A 20,848-nucleotide genomic window follows, 5' to 3' on the forward strand; every position below is an offset into this window, starting at 1 on the left:
CCCGGCATCGTCGTCGGCTACTTCTTCACCCACGACCTGGATTCGCCCTGGCTAATCCTGGGCGCAGCGCTCGCTGGCCTGGGTTGTGGTGTTGGGCGCGGAATACTTGTCCGCCACCCGCCTCATCAGCGGCGACGCCCCGCAGGGGCTCATCTTCCCCCGCCCTCTTCGCAGGTGGTGTGATCCTGGTGACCAACAACTTCGCCAACATCCACCTGGATACCCACGCGGTGCTCGTCGGTGACCTGAACCTGGCCAGCATGCCGCACCTGATCGTGGGCACCCGCGACTTCGGGCCACAGTACATGTACGTGATGCTGCTGGTCCTGGCCATCAATGCGGGCTTTATCTTTGCGTTCTACCCGCAGCTCAAACTGAGCACCTTCGACTCGGAGATCGCGCAGACCATGGGCATGCGCCCGCGCCTGCTCAACGCCGCGTTCATGTTCCTGGTCTCTGTCACGGTGACCGCAGCGTTCAATGCCGCCGGCGCCCTGCTGGTGGTAGCCCTCATTGTGGTTCCGGCGGCGACGGCGTACCTGCTGAGCAAGCAATTATCGACGATGTTTGCGCTCACCATCGGCATCGCGGTCCTGGGATCCTCGGTGGATTCTGGTCCGCCTACCACCTGGGTGCGGCAACCTCTGCGACGATGAGCGTGTTCTACGGCGTGATCTTTATTGTGGTGTGGCTGGGCCAGCGCCTATTCCATTCGCTCCGCCACGTCTAACCACTCCATCTCTATCTCTTCGTGCTGGCTGCGCGCTTCGCGCAGCTGCCCGTCGAGGCGCGCCAGAAGTTCCGTGTCCAGCGGCTCGGCCACGGACGCGTCCGCGAGTTTCTTCTCCGTCTGCTCGATGGTTGTGGAAAGCTTAGACATCTCACGTTCCAGGCGGTTGAGCGTCTTGCGCAGCTCACGGTGTTCTTGAGCGCTCAGACCCGGCGCATCGTTTTTCGGTGTGTCGGGTTTTTCTGTGTGCTCACCAAGATCTACTACCCCACCGGTATCGGCTTCCGCCGCGCGGCGCTCCAAGTACTGGTCAATACCACCGGGGAGGTTGGTCAGCGTGCCGTCCCCGAAGAGGGCCCAGGTGGAATCGGCGATGCGCTCGATCAAGTAGCGGTCGTGGGAAATCACCACGAGGGTGCCCGGCCACTTATCCAAAAGGTCTTCGAGTTCTTGCAGCGTGTCGATGTCAAGGTCGTTCGTTGGCTCGTCGAGAAGCAAGATGTTCGGCTCGGCCATGAGCACGCGGGTGAGTTGGAGGCGGCGACGCTCGCCGCCGGAGAGGTCACGCACCGGGGTGCGCTGGCGTTTCGGCGCGAAGCCTAGGCGTTCGGCCAGCTGGGAGGCCGACAGGGTTCCGCCGGCGAATTCCACGTAGGTGGCCACGTCTTCGATGCAGTCGATGACGCGCCGGTCGGGGTCCAGGTCGTCGAGTTCCTGGCGCAACCACCCGATCCGGGCGGTCTGGCCTTCGATGCGCTTGCCTGCAGCCAGCGGGTATTCGCCGGCGAGGGTGCGCAGCAAGGTGGTCTTACCTGAACCGTTCACCCCCACCAAGCCGATGCGTTCGCCCGGCGCGAGACGCCACGTGAGGTCGTCGACCAGCGTGCGCCCGTCCGGGGTATCGATCTGCGCGTGCTCCAGCTCAATGACCACGCGGCCCTGGCGGGTCTTTGAAAAGCTGAGTAGTTCTACCTTGTTGCGCGGCTCGGGAACATCCGCGATCAGGGCTTCAGCTGCCTCGATGCGGTAGCGCGGCTTCGACGTACGCGCCGGAGCGCCGCGGCGTAGCCACGCAAGTTCTTTACGCGCCAAGTTTTGGCGGCGCTGCTCGGCGGCATCGGCCTGGCGAGCACGCTCAGCCCGGGCGAACGTCCAATCGTTGTAGCCACCCTCGTAAACGTCAACGGTGCCGTCGTGGACCTCCCACGTGTGGTTAGCCACGGTATCCAGGAACCAACGGTCATGGGTGACCACCACGATGGCAATCTTGCGGGAAAGCAAGTGCTCAGCCAGCCATTGGACGCCCTCGATGTCCAGGTGGTTGGTGGGCTCGTCGAGGACGATCAGGTCCAGGTCACGCACCAACGCCGCAGCCAGGTTCACGCGGCGGCGCTCACCACCAGAAAGCTGGCCCACCTTGGTATCCAAGCCTAAGTCCACGATCCCCAGCCCGCCGAGGACTTCGCGGACCTTAGGGTTCGAGGCCCACTCGTAGGTCTCCACGCCCAGCGGCTCCAGGACCACGGCGGCCACCGTGTCCTCCGGGTTGAGTTCCGCACGCTGGGTCACCACCGCGAAACTCATGTCCGAATTGTGGGACACGCGCCCGGAATCTGGCTCCTCCAAACCGGTGAGCACTTCCAACAAGCTGGTCTTGCCACCGCCGTTTAAGCCGACTACCCCGATGCGGTCAGTGTCCTGGACGCCCAGGGAGACGCCGTCGAGAAGCGTCTTTAAACCGTAAGACAGGGACACGTTTTCTACGTTGATTAAGTTCGTCATATCACCTGCACAGCCTAGTCGCTTCCACCCGCCGGAACAGACTAGGCTAACCACCATGTCCAGACATGCCAGCGCCACCACGCGCTCCCTGCCCAGACGCCTCCTCCTCGGTGGTCTTATCCTCGCCGCGATCACAGCGCTGGTCGGGATGGCATGGACGTGGCCGCGCGGCGGCTACCCAGACATTAGCGACGCCTTCGTGCATTCGCAATACAACCAGAAGCTTATCGACGGCACCGTGATCTCCGTCGACAGTGACGCCTGCCAATCCCCCTCCGTCGGCCAGGTTTTCGACGGTTCCCCCATCTTCCCAGTGGATGACACTTCGGCCGACCAGGAGTGCAGGCGCTCCGTCGTAGAAATCACCTCCGGCGAACATGCGGGGCGCAACACCATGTTTGTGCACTACAACGTCCCCGGAGAACCAGTCCTGGAACCCGGTGACAAGATCCGCATGACCTCCGGCGACCAGCTAGCCTTCGCCGACTATGCCCGCGGCCCTTCCCTGTTGTGGTGGGGCCTAGCGGTTGTACTCGGGCTGATTATCTTCGCAGGATGGCGCGGTGTACGCGCGCTCGCAGGCCTGGGGATCACGTTGGCGTTCATCCTGGCCTATCTCCTGCCGGCGGTGGCCACGGGCGTGTCGTCCTCCCTGCTGGCCGTGATTACCGGCGCCGTAATTCTGCTTGCAGTGGTTCCGCTGGTGCACGGCATTAACTGGAAATCAGCGGCTGCGCTTGCCGGCACTCTGCTCGCACTCCTCCTCGCAGCGGGGCTAACCACCCTGGGGCTTCGCTCCACGGGGGTGCGCGGCCTGGGTTCCGAGGACCTGCTCAACATCATGCTCTACCTGCCGGAAGTCTCCGTCATGGGGTTACTGTCCGCCGGGTTTATCATCGGCACCCTAGGCGTGCTCAACGACGTGACCATCGCCCAAGCCTCCACCATCAACGAGCTCGCCGACCTGGATCCCGACGCCACCCCCTGGCGCCTGTTCACCGGTGCGATGCGCGTGGGCCAAGACCACATCACTTCCGTGGTGTACACCCTGGTCCTGAGCTACACCGGCGCGGCACTTCCCCTGCTACTGCTCATCTCGGCCGCGGACCGTTCGCTATTTGACACTCTGACCAGCGATGTCGTCGCCACCGAGCTGCTGCGCTCCATCATCGGCGCCCTCGCGCTTATCCTGGCGGTGCCGCTGACTACTTTTGTGGCCGCGTGGACTGTTCCGGAGAAATCAGATACGCACCGCCTTGAGCTGGCCCAGAAGCCACCACAGCAGCGCGTGCCACATTCGCACTAAGCACATAATCCGCCACGTCCTGGGCTTCATCCTGGCCCGCGCACAGGAATGCGACCGTCGGCCCCGAACCCGAAACCACCGCGCGCAGCGCCCCCGCGTCCTCCGCAACCGCGAGCGTGCGGCGCAGGTGCGGGGCCAAACTTATCGAAGCCGGCTCCATATCATTGTGTAACGCCCCCGCAAGCGCGTGGACGTCGCCGCGCCCGATCGCCTGAATGACGGCCTCAGGATCCACGTGCGGCGTGCGCTCCATCCCATCCAGCTGGTCAAAAACCTTCGGGGTAGAAAGGCCCGCGCCAGGTGATACAGCAAACGCCCACCAGTACGTCCCACGCGACAGCACAGGAACGAGCTCATCTCCGCGGCCGGTGCCTAGGCAGGTGCCACCGCGCACACAAAACGGCACGTCGGCGCCTAAAGTCGCGGCAACTCTGAGCAGATCGTCTAGCCCCAGGCCGGTGCCATAAAATTCATTGGCAGCCACGAGCGCGGCCGCCGCATCGGCGGAACCGCCGGCCATCCCGCCGGCCGTGGGGATAGATTTTGCAATATGAACACGCAGGCACGGCAACGCTGCCTCGCTGGCCCCCACCCGCGCGATAGCGGCAATCGCGTCTACGGCACGCCACGCCAGGTTCGTAGAATCCGTGGGCACCTTCGCAGCGTCTAGGCCGCTGACGGTCAATTCGGTGACCACAGAATCGCGAGCCGCACTGACGTCGGGAACCGGCGTCAACGTCACGTCATTGTGCGCCGAAATAGATTGGAATACGGTGACAAGATTGTGGTAGCCGTCATCACGGACGGAATCAACACCCAAAAACAGGTTGACCTTGCCGTGGGCGCGGGCATTAATCGGCGCTGACATCGCTGGCCCCTAACCGTACAAAGTCCGCGACACCCAGCTTTTCTCCACGCTGGGTCGGCTCGATGCCCGCCTCCTTCAGCGCGGCCTCCGCAGCTGGGCCGCCCCCAAAGTGAGAGGACAAGGCCGCGCGCAGTGTCTTGCGGCGTTGGGCGAAGGCGGCGTCGATAAGCGGGAAAACCTGCTCGCGTGCACTGCGCGGCCACGGCGCATCCTCGAACACGTCGATGCGTACCAGGCCGGATTCGATTTTCGGCGCTGGCCAGAACACATTTTTGCCGATCGTCCCGGCCTTGCGCACGTCCCCGTAGAACGCAGCCTTTACCGAGGGCACCCCGTAAATCTTGGAGCCAGGCTTCGCGGCGAGGCGGTCGGCGACCTCAAGCTGCACCATCACCAGGACCCGTTTGATGGAGGGAAATACCTCAAGAAAATGCAGGAGCACCGGCACGGACACGTTGTACGGCAGGTTTGCCACTAGGGCGGTGGGCTTATCGACGTCATCCGGCGTGACCGTAAGCGCGTCCTTGAGAACCACCGTCAGGCGATCGGCCACGCTGGCGGCGCGCTCAGAAACCGTTTGCTCAAGGCGACCCGCCAGGCGCGGGTCAATCTCCACTGCGGTGACCTTCTGCACGGTGTCCAGCAGCCCAAGCGTCAAAGATCCAAGGCCGGGCCCCACTTCGACGACGTGATCATCCGGGCTGAGCTCGGCTGCATCGACGATGCGACGCACCGTGTTGGGGTCATGCACGAAGTTTTGCCCCAACTTTTTGGTCGGGGTGACGTCGAGTTCCTCGGCGAGGGCGCGGATTTCTACCGGCCCAAGAAGCTGGACTGCTGATTCTTCACTCACGGTAGCCCAGCCTACCGCAGTACCCCGCGGGTTTAGCGCAGGCCCATGCGTGCGGTACACGCTGGCCACGCACCCCAGCCCTGGCCCTGCTGCACCTTGGAAGCAATTGCGATTTGCTGTTCGCGGGAAGCCTGGTCGGCGGTGGGCGCGTACTGGCCGCCACCGTAAGCAAGCCAGGTGGAGGCACTGAACTGCAGGCCGCCGTGGTAGCCGTTACCAGTGTTGATGGCCCAGTTGCCGCCGGACTCACACTGTGCCAGCTGGTCCCACACGGACCCCGACGCGACCGACGGAGCAGATGGGGCCTGCTTGGTGCCCCGCTTCACGACGGCCGCCGTCGCCGGTGCCAGCTCAGTTTCGTGAATGATGTCGCGGGATTCCTCCACGCCGTTGACGGTGACGATGCGCCGAGTAACTTCGCGCTCACCCGGCTGCGCCGGCGTGACAACAGTTTCGGTGCCTTCTGGGGATTCGGGGTCGTCGATGTATTCGACCGGGGCCTCGAAGGGTTCGCGGACGGTCTCTTCGGTGGATTCCACGCGGTCCACGGTAATGACCGTGTTGTTGGCCAGCTTCTCAGACGGGGCCGGGGTGACGCGGTCCTCGGATCCAACTGCGATGCCACGTTCTTTGAGTACGTCTCCCACGGTCTTCGCCGCAACGGCGGTGTAGGTGACGGTGCCTGCTTCGTTGACGGCAATGATCTTCGGGGTGGTGACTTCCACCTTCATGCCGTCTTGCAGCTTGGCGTCGGCACTGCCATCCACGTTGGACCCGCGAGCTACGTCAATTTCGCCGAGCAGCTCACCCACGGTCACCGCGTTCGAGGTCAGTGTGCGTTCTTCCCCGTCGATGACCACTGCGACCGGCTTCGCGGTACGCACCGTAATCGTGTCATTCTTCCCCAGCGCAGTGCTCGGCGCAGGCGAAATAATGTCCTGGGCGCCGACCTCAATGCCCGCATCCTCAAGGGCGCCGGCAACGTCAGAGGAGAAGGTAGCTAGCGCCATCTGCTCGCCGTTGATGTCGAGCGTGATGTCTTTCTGCGCACTCACAACAGCAACACCGCCGACGACCATGGTCGCCAGCACGCCACCGGTAGCGGCGCGCAGCGGGACAGACGCGGTGCGGTTGATTCGGTTAAGGGAACGAGTGGAACCAGTCATGGGTTAGTAAAACTTCTCCAAGTAGCATTGTAGTTTTCAGGCGGGGGTATATGCCCGGCAACTTCTCTTGATAACAATACGGTAACAAACACGTGACTGTCCAAAACCACACGCGACTGCAATGCACGTCACACCGTCCCCGTGACGGGTGTTAACGCCAGTGCACTCACGTGACTTATGGGCTCAGGTTTCTTTAGTTTTCCGCCAGCCCGTACACGCGGTCGAATGTCGCCGACACGTCCCCGGCAACCTCACGAACATCCACCCCGCGGGCCTGCGCAACCACCAATGCCGTATGCCCGATCAAGGACGGCTCATTACGGCTCCCTCGGAAAGGCTCCGGCGTCATATACGGCGCGTCCGTTTCAATAAGGTACTGATCCGCTGGGGCCAACGCCGCGGCCGCGCGCAGTTCATCATTGCGCTTGAAGGTGGTATTTCCGCAGAAGCTTAAGATCCAGCCCCGGTCTAGCGCCGCGCGCGCCACGTCGAGTGGTGAAGAGAAACAGTGCAAAATCACGTGCGGGGGCGCTGGGCAGTCGTCGAGGATGCGCAGCAGCTCCTCATCACCTTCCCGATTGTGAATCATCAGCGCCTTCCCCGTGCGCACCGCCAAGTCTGCGTGCCAGCGCAGCGCCTCTTCCTGCACGTCCAGGGGCGCGGTTTTTTCGGGATCGTGCTTAATCCAATAGGTATCAATGCCTGTCTCCCCGATGGCCACACACTTCGGGTCGGCTGCCATCTCCTCCAGCTCGGCACGGGCAGCAGCATCGAGTTCGTGCGCGCGCGTCGGGTGGATGGCGCACGCCGCCCACACATCCGGGAACTGCTTCGCAAGATCCAACGCCGCCCGCGTCTCTGCTAGCCCGTCGCCGACGGTGCAGATCTTCTCCACGCCAGCACGCCGCGCCCGTTCAACCAGGTCTGCGGCATCGTCTTTACAGCTGGTGAGGTGCGTATGGGCGTCGATAAGCCCAGAAAGTCCAGCTGCCGGTACGGGTTCGGGGCGCGGTTTCTTTTTGCTCATGGGGCAAGTATAAAGGCGATGAGTACGATGGCTGGGAGCAACAACCAAGTAGGCAAAGGCAGAAGGCGTGCAGACCCAAACAGTCATTGATTCCGAACTCTTTTTCAGGCTTGTCGACGTCGGCGCAGTGTTCGCCAACGGCGTCCTCGGCGGCGTCGTCGCGCGTGCCCTGCGCTTCGACGTGATCGGCTTCATCCTGCTCGCCATCGTCACCGGTATGGGCGGCGGCATGATCCGTGACCTCATGCTCAACACGGGCTTCCCCGTCATGCTCACCGACCGCGGCTACATGGTCGGCGCCCTCCTCGCCGCAGCGCTGGCCTACTTCATCGACCTGTCTGGCAAATGGACAAACCGCGCGCTGATCGTCATCGACTTCCTGGGTATGGGCTGCTGGACCGCCACCGGCGTGAACAAAGCCCTGGCCGTGGGCCTGGACTGGATCCCCGCCGTCGGCATGGGAGTGATCACCGCGGTCGGCGGTGGTGTGCTTCGCGACGTCCTCGTCAACCGTGTGCCCTCCATTTTCGGCGGCACGCCCCTGTGTGCCACCGTGGCAATCCTGGGCTCGCTGAACGCCGTCTTCTTCACCGAATTTGTGGGCAACGCCAACCTGGGCATGGGCGTATCCGTAGTCCTCTGCTCTGTCCTGGGCGTTGTTGCGCGCTGGCGCCGCTGGACCCTGCCGGGCGCTGTAAGCCTGACCATCCCCCGCCCGAACTTCGCCCGCGAAGCCGACCGCCTGCGTCTGCGTAAAATCCGCGGCTGGATCCCCGGCGAACCGGTGGATCGCCGCGCTGTGCTGCCCATGGCCTCACGCACCATGGACCAGATCAAAAACCGCATGCGCCGCAAGAAGAAGGAATCCTAACCATGATTTCTCCAGCCCAGCAGGACGTGTCCGCCGCCTTTTCAGCGCCCGAAACCGCGTCCGCCGAACAGTGGGCGGATTTCTTCCACGCACTCCACGCCGCAGACGCACCCGCTGGGTTGCAGCGGTGGGACGACCCATCGAGCACCCACGCGCAGCAGGTCGCACGAGTTCAGCGTGAAGCGGCGGTGATCCTCCCCGCCCATCTTCCTGTCGCGGACCTCGACGTGGTGTACGGCATCCTTGACCGCGCCGAACACCTGTGGACCGCCGACTGCGTGATCGTGGGAAGCGCTGACTTCACCAACTTTTCCCGCTGCGCTGTGGGTAACCCGGCGGCCGACTATGGTGTGCTGGCCTACGTCGACCCCGCGTTGCCGGAGGCTGTTGCGCAGGCGCTCGGCACAGCTGACCTGCTCCCCGACGCACAGGCCTACCGCCACTGGGACGCAGTCCGCGGCCTTATCGACGCCGTGACTACCCACCCCGATACCCTCCAGATAGCGCGAACGCGCTTCCACGCAGCAGTGCAGGAAGCGCGTCAGCTTTAAAGTTCTTACTGGACCGGCGCCCACTCCGGGCCGGTCTCACCGAGCTCGGGGTCAAGCTTTGCGACGAGCGGCTTCGGCTTTGCCAGCGCGGTACCAGGTACCACGTCAACGCGCTGCCAGACGGCCTGCTGATCGTCATAGTCGCCAGTAATCACTGGGTAGTGGCGGCCCTTTTCAGGTACGCCGACGCCGACGACGTCGACAGGCATGTCATCGACAACCTCTTCAATGCGTGGCTGCGCTGCCCAGATGCCGTCGCGACCGAGGGTCTCGTGGACCTTCTGCGCAGTGTGCGGCAGGTACGGGGTGAGCATGACGTTGCAGTCAGACACCACCTGCAGTGCAGTCCACAGGACCGTGGCTAGACGCTCGCGGTCAGCAGGATCCTCGCTCTTTGCCAGAACCCACGGCTCCTGCGCAGCAATGTACGCGTTAGCCTCTGCGACCACGTGCATGATGGCAGACATTCCGACCTTGAACTTCGAGGCCTCCAAAGCCTCAGCCACGGTGCCGAAGGTGTCTTCCGCAAGTTTCAGCAGCGTGCTATCCGCATCGTGGAGTTCGCCCGGCTGCGGGACCTCACCGAAGTTCTTGTGCGCCATCGAAACCGTGCGGTTCACCAGATTGCCCCAGCCGTTGGCCAACTCATTGTTGATGCGGCGGACAAACTCATCCCAGGTGAAGTCGGCATCATTGTTCTCTGGGCCGGCGACTGCGATGAAGTAGCGCAGCGCGTCAGCACCGAAGTCCTTCAAGAAGTCCTTGACGTAAATAACAACGCCCTTGGAGGAAGAGAACTTGGAACCGGACATGGTCAGGAACTCGGAGGACACGACTTCCGTCGGCAAGTTCAGTTCACCGAGTTCGTGGACCTTACCGCCCTTGTCGCCCTTGCCGGCGTAGCCCAAGAGCTCTGCGGGCCAGATCTGGGAGTGGAACGTGATGTTGTCCTTGCCCATGAAGTAGAAGGACTCGGCCTCACCGTTTTGCCACCACTGCTTCCACGCATCCGGGTTGCCAGAACGGTACGCCCACTCGATGGAGGCAGACAGGTAACCGACCACTGCATCGAACCAGACGTAGAGCTTCTTTGCCCCGTTATCTTCCCAACCCTCGACAGGGATGGGGATACCCCAGTCAATGTCGCGGGTCATAGCGCGCGGCTGAATATCCTCCAGCAGGTTCAGGCTGAACTTCAACACGTTGGGGCGCCAGTTCTCGCGGCCCTTGAGCCACTCCTCCAGCGCGCCAGCCAAAGCTGGCAGGTCCAGCATAAAGTGTTCAGTCTCAATGAACTGCGGGGTCTCACCATTAATCTTGGAAACTGGGTTAATCAGGTCCACTGGATCTAGCTGATTACCGCAGTTATCACACTGGTCACCGCGGGCGTCGGTGGCCTTACAGATTGGGCAGGTGCCCTCGATGTAACGGTCCGGCAACGTACGGCCAGTGGTTGGAGATACTGCACCCATCGTGGTCTTCTTGACCATATAACCGTTGTCGTACAGGCCACGGAAGAGTTCCTGCACAGCCGCGTAGTGGTTGCGCGTAGTCGTGCGGGTGAACAGGTCATAGGACAAGCCTAGGCCCTGCAGGTCCTCCACAATCTGGCGGTTGTAGCGGTCCGCAAGCTCAGTGACAGTTACGCCTTCTTTATCCGCCTGCACGAGCAGCGGGGTTCCGTGCTCATCCGTACCGGAAACCATCAGTACATTGTTGCCCCGCATTCGGTGATACCGGGCGAACACATCCGACGGAACACCGAAACCCGCCACGTGTCCGATGTGGCGGGGTCCATTGGCATAAGGCCAAGCAACATTGACGAGCACGGTTTTTGTCATGCACACAACAATATCAAGTGCCCCAGACACATTCGAACGCACACCCAGATACCACCCGCGCAGAACACAAAGCCCGGCGCGCTCCACGCAAAGGAGCGAGCCGGGCGCGACTTAAAAAGCCTAGGTAGTTTTCTTACTTCCGCTTCGGGGTACGTGCAGCGCGAGCAGCACGGGCTTTCCGGCGGCGTAGGTTTTCTTCACGACGCTGGTTTTCCTTGTGGATACGGCGCTCGCGGGCAAGACGGCGGCCGAATTCTTGCTGTTCGCGGTAGTCCAGGTAGATGACGTCGTTACGCAAGTCCTTGACGATGGCGAACATGAGCAAGATGACGATCACCAAGAATGGCGTTGCCGCGACAATGGTGACGTTTTGCAGGTTCGACAGGGCGTCGTCGCCACCACCGATAAGTAGGGTCAGGCCGATCAGGGCCGTGAGGAAACCCCACACTGCCGAGACCACAGGGCGGGCATCAGCGCGACCGAACTGGGACATCGAACCCATGACCGTGGACGCGGAGTCAGCAGAGGTGATGAAGAACGTAGCCAGCAAGACCACGGCGACCCAACCCAGGATCGTGCCACCGGGCATGTTGTGCAGCAGGTTGAACAGCTGGCCTTCTGCCGAACCGTCACCCCAGATGGAGTTGCCTTCGCGCTCCATCGTGATCGCGGTACCACCGAAGATGGCAAACCACACGGTGGAGACACCAGCTGGAATCAGCAAGACGCTGATGCAGAATTCGCGGATCGTACGGCCACGGGAAATACGAGCCAAGAACATGCCCACGAATGGGGACCACGAAATCCACCATGCCCAGTAGAAGATGGTCCAGCTCTGCAGCCACTCACCATCGGAGTTCGTCGCGGTGCGCGAAGCCATGGTGAAGAAATCCGACAGGTACGCGCCAACGGAACCTGGGATCAGGTTTAGAACAGCCAGCGTTGGGCCGAAGACGAACACGAAGATCGCCAGGAATGCTGCCAGGACCATGTTGGCGTTAGAGAGGTACTGGATACCCTTGCCCACACCAGAGATTGCAGACAAGATAAAGCACAGGGTCAAGACGGAAACGATGCCGATGATGACCCACTCAGACGGGCTTTCAATGATGCCGGATGCCGAAAGGCCAGCACCAATCTGCAGTGCGCCCAGACCCAGTGAACATGCGGTACCGAAGACGGTTGCAAAAATCGACAGGATGTCGATGATGCGTCCTGGCCAGCCCTCCGCAGCGCGCTCACCGATCAGCGGGATAAACGCGGAAGAAATCAGCTGGCGACGACCAATACGGAACGTCGAGTACGCAATAGCCATGCCGACGATGGCGTAGATAGCCCACGGGTGCAGCGTCCAGTGGAACATCGCCGATGCCATCGACGAGGAAACATCCTCACTAATCCGCCCAGGAACACCTTGACGGTAGAAGGTCAGTGGCTCGGACGCGCCGTAGAACATCAGACCAATGCCCATGCCGGCTGCGAACATCATCGCGATCCACGACACCGTGCGGAACTCGGGCTCTTCGTCGGAACGCCCAAGCCTGATTGTGCCGAAGTTACTCAGCGCGATACAGATGACAAAGACTACGAACACGGTACCGAACAGAACGAATGCCCAGCCAAAGTTCGTCATCACGATGTCAATCGCGTTCGACGCGAAGTTGCCAAAGGACTCTGGCGCGCCCAAGCCCCAGGCAACAGTTGCCAAGACAATAAAGCCGGCAATGAGAACGACTGGCCAATTAATCTTGTCCGAATCGGACTCAGAGGCCAGTTCAACCTCTTCTTCACCCTTGTCCAGGGTGGTGCTAATCGCATGCTGGCCCTCCAGCATTGCGGCAAGTTCCTCGGTAGCCGAAGGTTGATCAACGGCGTCCGTATTGAACCCTTCCGGCACCTGGCGGGTCTCCGCCATGGCTACCGGTTCTCCCGACAGATCCTTCACTGACGGGTCGCTTAACTCATCCTTTTGCGGCTCATCAGAATTATGGTCACGGTTAGTCATACGTATAACTTTCCGTCACAATCGGGTATTTTTCAAAGTAATCCCAACTTTTTCAGCGGTTTTACAGAAATCTATCCACGGACGTTATCAAATTGTTACCGCCCTTTCGCGCAGTTCACTCTACAGAACCAACATTCGTTTATAACGGGATGGTAACAACTTAATAATTGTGCCGCAGGACACACTATATGGATGGTGACACCACCACGAAAACTAGTCCCCGTCGCCCTTCTGGTCCTTCTGCGCTGCGACGGCTGCGTCGTACAACTCGCGCGTCGGCACTTTATACTGAGCCGCAATCTCCTTCACCGCGGCCTTCAACCGCACACCGGCGGCCGCCTTGTCCAGTGCCAACGCCACCAGGTCCGCTTCGTCGGCTTCAGCCGCGTGTGGATCAGCGCCGTCAATCACCACAGTAATCTCACCGCGAGCCTCACTCGCCCACTGCGCAAGTTCCGCCAACGTTCCGCGCCGGACCTCCTCATACGTCTTAGTAAGTTCCCGACACACCGCCGCCCGACGCTGCGGACCCAGCACCTCCGCCGCAAGCTCCAAAGTGGCCGCAATACGGTGCGGCGATTCAAAGAAGCACACCGCCCGGCGCTCATGAATAAAGCCCTCAAGCCACGTGCGCTTCTGCCCTTCTTTCCGGGGAGCAAACGCATCGAAGATAAAAGAGCCCACCGATAAACCGGACAGCGCCAGGGCTGTCGGTACGGCAGAAGGCCCCGGGAAACACGTCACGGGAATTCCTGCTTCCAGCGCAGCATCAACCAGGGCCAAGCCAGGATCAGAAACCACCGGCATACCTGCATCCGTGACCACGAGCACGGTGCCGCGGCGGGCGTCGTCAAGCAGTGCTGCGACACGCTCTTCTTCATTGTGATCAAAATTAGAGACCACACGCCCGGTAATCTCTACCCCTAACGCCGCAGCTAGGGCACGCGTGCGCCGCGTATCTTCGGCGGCAATCACGTTGGCACGCGCCAGCCCGGCCTGCAGGCGCACGGAGGCGTCGCCAATATTTCCGAGCGGTGTCGCGGCAACGATGACCCCGCGGGGAAGCTCGATATCTGCAATTCCGGGCATCTTCGTCTCACTCATACCTCCTACACTTCCACACTCCATAGCCCGCTGGCTAGACTTGTTGCCCGTGAGTCATCAGACGCTTATCGACGCCTCCGGCACGACACCCCAGTTCACAGCCCCGGCCTACATCTCCAGGAAGCCACTGCGCACCCCCTGGAAACGCCCGGACACCCTGACTTTTGTGATCCTGGGTCTCGTGGCAGCCTTAAGCCGCTACATCGGCCTGGGTTCTGCCGTCGCATCAGGGACGCCGGTATTCGATGAGAAACACTACGTCCCGCAGGGCTACGACATGGTCCGCAGCTGGATCAACCCCCTCCTCGGAGGCATCGAATCCAACCCGGGCTACGGCCTTGTTGTGCACCCGCCGCTGGGCAAACGCCTCCTGGCCTTGGGAGAATTTGTCTTCGGGTACAGCCCGTGGGGGTGGCGCGTCATGACGGCCCTCTGTGGAACGCTCACCATCCTGGCGATTATGGCCCTGGCCCGCGAGCTGTCTCAGTCATGGGAGATTGCAGCCTTCGCCGGCATCATCGCCATCTGCGACGGCGTCCTCCTCGTCAGCGCCCGCTTCGGAATGCTCGACATCTTCCAAGTCACCTTCATCGTTGCCGCAGCCTGGATGCTCGCCTGCGACCGAAACCAGGTTATTGACCGTTTCCACGACCATGTCCCCGGCCTGCCGGCTGGGGGCTGGGCTACCTACGGCGGGCCGCGCATCGGATTCCGCTGGTGGCGTTTCGGTGCCGGCATCATGCTCGGGGCGGCAATGTCCGTGAAATGGTCGGGGCTGTACTACATCATCTTCTTCCTCATCGCCTCACTCGTCGGCGACGTTCTGATTCGCCGACGCTACGGCGCACCCCGCCCGTGGTCGGGCATGTTCGCCCGGGACTGCATCCCCGCCACCGCTTCCCTTGCCGTGCTCCCCGGCGCGCTATACCTGTGGAGTTGGCGCTCCTGGTTCGCCTCAGAAACCGCGGTATACCGGCATGCAACCGAGACCGGGCAGGTCTCCGCAGACTCCTGGCTGCGGTCTCTTCCGCTTCCGGACTCGCTGATTAATTGGCTGTACTACCACTTCTCCGTCTTGGAGTTTCACTCTTCGTTGACAACCTCCGGCGGCCATTCGCACCCATGGGATTCCAAACCGTGGTCGTGGTTAGTTGCAGGCCGCCCGGTGCTGTATCTTTCTTCAACCGACGTGGACTGCGCCGTGGGAACCTGCCGGCGCATGATCTACCTTTTTGGCACCCCTATTATTTGGTGGCTGACCATCCCGATACTGCTGTGGGGTCTGTGGCGGCTCATCGGTCGCCGCGACGGGCGCTTCGCAGTCCCCGTAGTGGCGTTCGCGGCAGGTTTCATCCCCTGGCTGATTGGCTACGACCGGCAGATGTACTTCTTCTACGCCACCGCGCTGGTCCCGTTTACGATCGTTTTGCTTGCCCTAGCCTTAGGCTTCGTGCAGGGGCGCGGGAGCGTCATTCCGTGGCGGTGGCTCCAACGCCTCGCAGGTGGCCCCATGCGCTGGGGTACGTTCGCGGTGATCGTCTACCTCGGTGCGGTCGTCGCCATGTTTGCGGCGTTTAGCCCAATCCTTTACGGCTACCTGATTCCGGAGGCGTATTACAACCAATTAATGTGGCTGCCCAGCTGGCGTTAGATACGCCGCGGGCGGTGCGCCCACCAGCACCACCCGGCTGCTCCGGCAGAAAACCCGAGGAAAAGCAACTGCAGGTACTGCGCTTGCGTACCCAGGCCCAGAAGGATGTCACGCATCCCGAACCCGAAGCTAAACATAAACCAACCGCACAGAAGCGGAAGTAGGCCCGGCAAGAGGCGTGGGCGCCAGGCTCCGAAAAACAGGGCCAGCGCGGTGGCCATCCGCACAGCCGCACCTTGTGCCAAGGTATTGGCCAACACGGGATCAGCTTCGAGTGGAAGTACCTGGTCTTTACCCATCACTGCGGGTACTAACCCTGCGGTATCGATGAGCATGAGGATCGCCCACACCACGAAACCCACCGCCGTAGCGATAACTGCCAAGCGCGATACCGTCCGGCTAACCACACGCGAACCTGTTGCCTTCCGCCACTGCGGTTCCACCTGTTCCAGGATTGTGTCCGTGAGATCAGTGCGGTGTTCCGCTGGGCCGCCAAGCGCCTGCTGCAGAGTCTGCGCCCGGTGAAAGAACCCAGTGCACGTGGGGCAGGCGGCGAGGTGTGCTTCGAATACGTCGTCGGGAATAGTGCCAGGTTCACCGTCGAGGCGTGCGGAAATGTCGGCTTGCACGTCATCGTGTGAAATCATGGCTGACTTCCCCTTTCACGAAAGTTTTAGCGGGTCAATGCGGCGTCAACACTAGCCCGACCAGAGCCGAACACCACGATCATCAGCAGGCTCGCAAGCAGCACCGCCGGGTATTCTATACCCCCATCGGTCGCGAAAAAACCGGAACCAAGGTGCACAAAGTACAGCGCACATGCGGTCAGCAGCGCTAGGGCACCTGCGATGATCGTCGTTAAGAGCCCCACTACCAGCAACGCTCCACCTAACAGTTGCCCCAAGCCAGCAATCCATGCGGAAAGACCCGGCTGTGGTACTCCCCATGCGGAGAACTGGCCGGTGGTTTCGGTGATACCTGCGACGAAGAAGATATTCCAGCCGTGTGCCACAAAAACGATGCCCACCACGACTCGTATGAGCAGGAGGGCACCATCGCGCACAACAGGCTTATCCATGCGCTTAAGAATACCGTACGGAACCACGCGCGGGCCCACACACGTCTACATTGGACATGAACGCTATGACAAATCACAGTGACGGAACAGTAATTGGAACCGACGGCCTCGCCCGTCCACCGTGGGCAGCACAATCTCCCCTGCTGCGGGAATACTACGACACCGAATGGGGCATGCCCGTTCACGACGAAACAGAACTATTCGAACGCCTGGTCCTGGAAAGCTTCCAGGCAGGGATGTCGTGGGCCATCATCCTGCGCAAACGCGAGGCCTTCCGCACCGCCTTCGACGGCTTTGACCCGGACACTGTTGCGCTTTTCGACGACACCAAGGTCGCAAACCTCATGTCCAACGAAGGTATCGTGCGCAACGAACGCAAAATCCGTGCCGCAATCACCAACGCCCAAGCAACAATCGCCCTGCGCGAAGAAGGCGGCTTGGACACGTTTCTCTGGTCTTTCAAGCCTGCCGAAACCCCGGCCCCGCGCACCATGGAAGAAGTGCCGAACCGCAGCCCCGAATCCGAGGCCATGGCGAAGCAACTGAAGAAACGCGGCTTCACCTTCGTGGGCCCAGTCTCCTGCTTCGCGCTAATGGAAGCTATCGGGATCGTTGACACCCACTTGGTGGGTTCGTACCGCCGCGGAAGTTCCGGGGTGTGGGCATAAAAAATCCCGGCACCGTGAAGATGCCGGGTGTGTATTAACCTGCGACGCGCAGACCTGGGTGATGGTCTCCGCCGACGCCAGGATCGTGATCGCCGTGCTCATCTTGGTACGTAGCTACCTCAAGATGGGCGAAGTCAGGGCTTTCGTCGTCACGGTCCACAACCACCGCGCCAGGGTGCCGCAACTGGCGGGGAATATTCAGTTCGTGGGCGTCCCGGCTGGCCACGCCAAGACGAGCGCGGCGCAGGTGGTGGATGCGGCGGCGTCGTAAAGCAGTCTCTTCCTGAACCTGCTTACGCAGGGCGACCAAGTACACCGCGGTAGCCACGACAGCCAGAGTTGGGATCCACCACGTCCAGCCGCCGACCGCGAAGCCAAGGATAAAACCAAGAACAATCGCAGCGGCCAAGCCCACGAGGGTCCGGCGACGGCGCTGGTACGTCGACGCTGAATGCGCCTGCGCAGCTTCGGGGTCCCAGCCACCACGGCGCGCGCGCTTTTCGGCGAAGGCGCGCTCGTCTGCGGAAAGCTCGTCGTAGGATTCCACGGGCTCGTCGTCGTGCAGCTCTGGGGCTTCTTCTTCCAGAGCTGGGGCGTCTACTGCGCGCACGCCGCGGGTGTTTTCGTACAGCAGGTCGTCGGGATCCAGGTAGGCCGAGTCGTAGTCGTAGCCGCCCTCGGCAATCTCCACCTCGGCGAAGAAGTCACCCGTCTCGGGCGCCTCAGTAGCTTCGGGGGTATCGTCCTGCTCCGCAGTGGGGGCGGTGACGAGCTCGTGAACGATGTCGCCGTCGATAACATCCGGCTGTGCCTCCGGGGCAGAGTCCACGCGGGAGCGCGCCGTGAACACGGTCTCCTGCGGCTCCTCGACGGGCTCTGCGGTGTCGAGGTCGTCGATGATGATGTCCTCTTCCGACACCACCTCATAATCCTGATCTGCGGCTACGTCCTCAGGGGTGGTAGTTTTCGCAGTCTCCGGTACAGCGCGACGCTGCATCTCACGGGAGAGCTCCGCAGGCAATTCCGTGCCACCGTGGTGGAGGACGCGCGTCTCCTCGTACGCTTCACCCGACTTCCGGATCGGTTTGGTGCCACGCATAAGTAGCGGTGCCAGCACAAACAGCCAGACCACAATAATTAAAAGGATGATGACGCCACCAGACAGCACGGGTTTTCATCCACCTTCCACGACGACGATAGTTGTGCCAAAACGATAGTCTCTTCGCCGGTCACCGTGGCGTTCCCACGCCGCCTATCCGCGCAGAAAACCCGCCACTTTCAGGCGGTCTACGCATGACGTGGCAAAATCCTCAGCGGTTATTGCAACCAGGTGGTGGTCCTGCCAGCGGCCGTCGATATGCAGGTTCCGGCGCAGGAAACCTTCCCGGCGGTAACCGTTACGTGCCAGCACCGTGCCGGACGCCTGGTTCGCCTCCAAGTACGTGGCCGTCAACCGGTGGAGGCCGCAGCGTTGAAACGCGTGATCCGTGGCCAGCGCACACGCGGCCGTCGCTACACCCTGGCCACTCACTCCGGAATAGACCCAGTACCCAATCCAGGCCGACGACGTCGCGCCCCGCTGAATATTGCCCACCGTAATCTGGCCGGCAAAATGGCCGTCAACCTCCACCACCAGCGGAACTACGTCCCCTTCGAGGGCACTTTTACGCAGATACGCCCACAGGTTCAGGTACGCAGCCCGGGAATGAGCAACCTCCCACGGCTCCTCGACAGTAGGCTCCACAGGCCGCAGGATAGCTTCATCAAGGATGCGTTGCTGGGCCCAATCGCGGCCGTCGCGACGCAAAAGTGGGCGCAGCCGAACCGACCTGCCCGATTGCGTAACGACGGCCCGCGTCGCCTCCGCCCACCCGGGGTGTAAAGGATTCGGCGCGCCCGTAGCCGGCCGGGAAATACGGGCTGAGTTCAGCCCAAGAAAATTCAACATGGCGAGGTTAGCGGCCGGTGCCCTGCGCGAGGAACATGACGTCCACGATATCGCCAGGACGAATCTCCGGGGCATCCTCTGGGATGAGAATCAGCGCGTTGGCTTCCGCCAGGCCAGCAAGCAGGTGTGCTGGGGCACCTGTGGCCCCGCCTAAACCTTCGACAAGGTAATCCTGAGTGTGCGCATCCCGCATGAGGCGGGCACGAATGTAACCACGCCGACCAATCCTGCTGGTGATGTGGTTGAGCGCACGAGCACGCACGGTCCGGCGCGTGTAATTCCGCTTCCCCAACGCGAGACGAATCAGCGGGCGCACGAACACCTCAAAGCCCACCAGCGCAGACACCGGATTCGACGGCAGGAGGAAAACCGGCGTCTTGTTTTCGCCCAACACACCGAAGCCTTGGACGGAACCTGGGTGGACGGCGACGCGGGTGGTGTCAATATCGCCGAGTTCGTTGAGGATGTCACGGACCACGCGCGAACCCGAGCCCCCGACGGCACCCGCGATCACGATGGCTTCGCTGCGCATCATCTGCGCCTCAATGACCTCGCGCAGCCGACGTGGCTCACCTGCCGCGATACCCACCCGGTGTACGTCGGCGCCCGCCTCCCGCGCGGCGGCCGACAGGGAATACGAGTTGACGTCAAAAACCTGCCCCAACGCCGGAGTACGGTGCACATCCACCAGCTCGGCCCCCACGGAAATAATGGATACACGCGGCTTCGGGTACACGAGCACATGAGAACGACCAGCCGCGGCGAGCAACCCAATCTGCGCAGCCCCCAGCACCGAACCGGCGCTTACCGCAAGGTCCCCGCGGGAAATATCATCACCCGGGCGGCGTACGAAGTCCCCCGAACGCACAGCACGCGTGGCCACGACACGGTTCCGGCCGCGGTCAGACCACCCGAGGGGTAGGACGGCGTCGGCAAGCGTGGGAAGAGGAGCGCCGGTATGCACCCGGACCGCCTGCTTCGGCTGCAAACGCAACGGAGTCTGGGATCCCGCGGCCACCTCACCAACGACGGGGAGGGAACGCTCGACCGGTTCGAGGGCGCGCCCACCCGACTGGGTCTCGGGCTGGTTGCGGTTAGAGATGCCTACTTCCCCGCCCACGTCCACGGCGCGCACGGCATAGCCGTCGATAGCGGCTTGGGCGAAGCCAGGCAGGTCGGCGGAAGCTTCAATATCTTCTGCGCACATCAGCCCCAGGGCATCGACGATGGCAATGCGGACCGGCTCCGGGTGAACCGCCGCAGCGGTAATCAGCGCAAGTTGTTCTTCAACTGATCGCACTAATCCCAGCCCTCCTTGGTGTGTCGGCCACCTGACGGTACCGAAAATACTAGAGCGTCATTCTAACCGCGCGGCCAGCCACTTCGTGGTTGCACCTCC

The 20,848-nt window shown here is 61.9% G+C and carries 19 protein-coding genes and 1 pseudogene; 7 read left to right on the plus strand and 13 right to left on the minus strand.

Translation table 11 applies throughout. The features are described 5' to 3' along the window. Positions 1 to 183, plus strand: a pseudogene (locus ATK06_RS11290) (hypothetical protein); the annotation flags it as partial. Positions 184 to 188: 5 nt separating this feature from the next. Beyond that, positions 189 to 656, plus strand: coding sequence for a metal ABC transporter permease (locus ATK06_RS00005; RefSeq protein ID WP_169916223.1), 468 nt, complete (start codon positions 189 to 191; stop codon positions 654 to 656). 47 nt (positions 657 to 703) lie between these two features. On the opposite strand, the gene ATK06_RS00010 is transcribed toward ATK06_RS00005, so the two are convergent. Beyond that, positions 704 to 2,512 carry an ATP-binding cassette domain-containing protein gene (locus tag ATK06_RS00010; protein WP_098388600.1) on the minus strand — a complete coding sequence of 603 codons (1,809 nt, stop codon included), beginning with the start codon at positions 2,510 to 2,512 and terminating at the stop codon, positions 704 to 706. 55 nt (positions 2,513 to 2,567) lie between these two features. Here ATK06_RS00010 and ATK06_RS00015 point away from each other — a divergent pair, with 55 nt between their 5' ends. Beyond that, positions 2,568 to 3,818, plus strand: a complete 1,251-nt coding sequence (locus ATK06_RS00015) for a YibE/F family protein (protein WP_048380331.1) — start codon at positions 2,568 to 2,570, stop codon at positions 3,816 to 3,818. On the opposite strand, the gene ATK06_RS00020 is transcribed toward ATK06_RS00015, so the two are convergent. The 4 genes from ATK06_RS00020 to ATK06_RS00035 form a co-directional block, all read right to left on the minus strand. Further along, entirely contained in the window at positions 3,718 to 4,686 is a 969-nt protein-coding gene (locus ATK06_RS00020; protein WP_098388602.1) for a 4-(cytidine 5'-diphospho)-2-C-methyl-D-erythritol kinase, read from the minus strand. The two genes, ATK06_RS00015 and ATK06_RS00020, sit on opposite strands and share 101 nt — an antisense overlap. Further along, on the minus strand, positions 4,670 to 5,539 hold the full coding sequence (gene rsmA, locus ATK06_RS00025) for a 16S rRNA (adenine(1518)-N(6)/adenine(1519)-N(6))-dimethyltransferase RsmA (protein WP_048380328.1): 870 nt from the start codon (positions 5,537 to 5,539) through the stop codon (positions 4,670 to 4,672). The genes ATK06_RS00020 and rsmA overlap by 17 nt, the downstream gene beginning before the upstream one ends. 32 nt (positions 5,540 to 5,571) lie before the next feature. Next, a complete protein-coding gene (locus ATK06_RS00030) occupies positions 5,572 to 6,705 on the minus strand; it encodes a resuscitation-promoting factor (protein WP_048380327.1) in 1,134 nt (377 codons plus the stop codon). Positions 6,706 to 6,898: 193 nt separating this feature from the next. Continuing rightward, positions 6,899 to 7,732 carry a TatD family hydrolase gene (locus tag ATK06_RS00035; protein ID WP_098388604.1) on the minus strand — a complete coding sequence of 278 codons (834 nt, stop codon included), beginning with the start codon at positions 7,730 to 7,732 and terminating at the stop codon, positions 6,899 to 6,901. 67 nt (positions 7,733 to 7,799) lie between these two features. Here ATK06_RS00035 and ATK06_RS00040 point away from each other — a divergent pair, with 67 nt between their 5' ends. Further along, positions 7,800 to 8,603: a trimeric intracellular cation channel family protein gene (locus tag ATK06_RS00040; RefSeq protein ID WP_098388606.1), complete on the plus strand. Its 804-nt coding sequence runs from the start codon at positions 7,800 to 7,802 to the stop codon at positions 8,601 to 8,603. Positions 8,604 to 8,605: 2 nt separating this feature from the next. After that, entirely contained in the window at positions 8,606 to 9,154 is a 549-nt protein-coding gene (locus ATK06_RS00045) for a hypothetical protein (protein ID WP_048380325.1), read from the plus strand. Positions 9,155 to 9,159: 5 nt separating this feature from the next. Here ATK06_RS00045 and metG read toward each other — a convergent pair whose 3' ends face one another. From metG to rsmI, 3 genes are all read right to left on the minus strand, one after another. Continuing rightward, positions 9,160 to 10,995, minus strand: a complete 1,836-nt coding sequence (metG, locus tag ATK06_RS00050) for a methionine--tRNA ligase (RefSeq protein WP_048380634.1) — start codon at positions 10,993 to 10,995, stop codon at positions 9,160 to 9,162. 133 nt (positions 10,996 to 11,128) lie between these two features. Next, the gene (locus ATK06_RS00055; protein WP_083986019.1) at positions 11,129 to 13,000 is read right to left on the minus strand and encodes a BCCT family transporter; all 1,872 of its coding nucleotides are present in this window, start codon (positions 12,998 to 13,000) and stop codon (positions 11,129 to 11,131) included. Positions 13,001 to 13,213: 213 nt separating this feature from the next. Beyond that, positions 13,214 to 14,104: a 16S rRNA (cytidine(1402)-2'-O)-methyltransferase gene (rsmI, locus tag ATK06_RS00060; protein WP_231913480.1), complete on the minus strand. Its 891-nt coding sequence runs from the start codon at positions 14,102 to 14,104 to the stop codon at positions 13,214 to 13,216. 67 nt (positions 14,105 to 14,171) lie between these two features. Here rsmI and ATK06_RS00065 point away from each other — a divergent pair, with 67 nt between their 5' ends. After that, the gene (locus ATK06_RS00065) at positions 14,172 to 15,755 is read left to right on the plus strand and encodes a dolichyl-phosphate-mannose--protein mannosyltransferase (protein ID WP_408608307.1); all 1,584 of its coding nucleotides are present in this window, start codon (positions 14,172 to 14,174) and stop codon (positions 15,753 to 15,755) included. Here ATK06_RS00065 and ATK06_RS00070 read toward each other — a convergent pair. Further along, entirely contained in the window at positions 15,752 to 16,402 is a 651-nt protein-coding gene (locus tag ATK06_RS00070) for a zf-HC2 domain-containing protein (RefSeq protein WP_098388610.1), read from the minus strand. The genes ATK06_RS00065 and ATK06_RS00070 overlap by 4 nt on opposite strands. A 26-nt stretch (positions 16,403 to 16,428) precedes the next feature. Next, positions 16,429 to 16,833 (minus strand): DoxX family protein, encoded by a 405-nt coding sequence (locus ATK06_RS00075; RefSeq protein WP_048380628.1) that lies wholly within the window; start codon positions 16,831 to 16,833, stop codon positions 16,429 to 16,431. A gap of 65 nt (positions 16,834 to 16,898) precedes the next feature. Between ATK06_RS00075 and ATK06_RS00080 the strand changes: the two genes are divergently transcribed. Then, complete coding sequence (locus ATK06_RS00080; RefSeq protein ID WP_048380626.1) at positions 16,899 to 17,501, plus strand: DNA-3-methyladenine glycosylase I; 603 nt, start codon at positions 16,899 to 16,901, stop codon at positions 17,499 to 17,501. A gap of 34 nt (positions 17,502 to 17,535) precedes the next feature. Here ATK06_RS00080 and sepX read toward each other — a convergent pair whose 3' ends face one another. From sepX to glp, 3 genes are all read right to left on the minus strand, one after another. Further along, positions 17,536 to 18,669: a divisome protein SepX/GlpR gene (gene sepX, locus ATK06_RS00085; protein WP_053072772.1), complete on the minus strand. Its 1,134-nt coding sequence runs from the start codon at positions 18,667 to 18,669 to the stop codon at positions 17,536 to 17,538. Positions 18,670 to 18,753: 84 nt separating this feature from the next. Then, entirely contained in the window at positions 18,754 to 19,449 is a 696-nt protein-coding gene (locus ATK06_RS00090; RefSeq protein WP_098388613.1) for a GNAT family N-acetyltransferase, read from the minus strand. A gap of 7 nt (positions 19,450 to 19,456) precedes the next feature. Then, complete coding sequence (glp, locus tag ATK06_RS00095; protein WP_048380322.1) at positions 19,457 to 20,749, minus strand: molybdotransferase-like divisome protein Glp; 1,293 nt, start codon at positions 20,747 to 20,749, stop codon at positions 19,457 to 19,459. Positions 20,750 to 20,848 lie beyond the last annotated feature (99 nt).

The organism is Corynebacterium renale (assembly GCF_002563965.1).
In the GTDB taxonomy this organism is placed as follows: Bacteria; Actinomycetota; Actinomycetes; order Mycobacteriales; family Mycobacteriaceae; genus Corynebacterium; species Corynebacterium renale.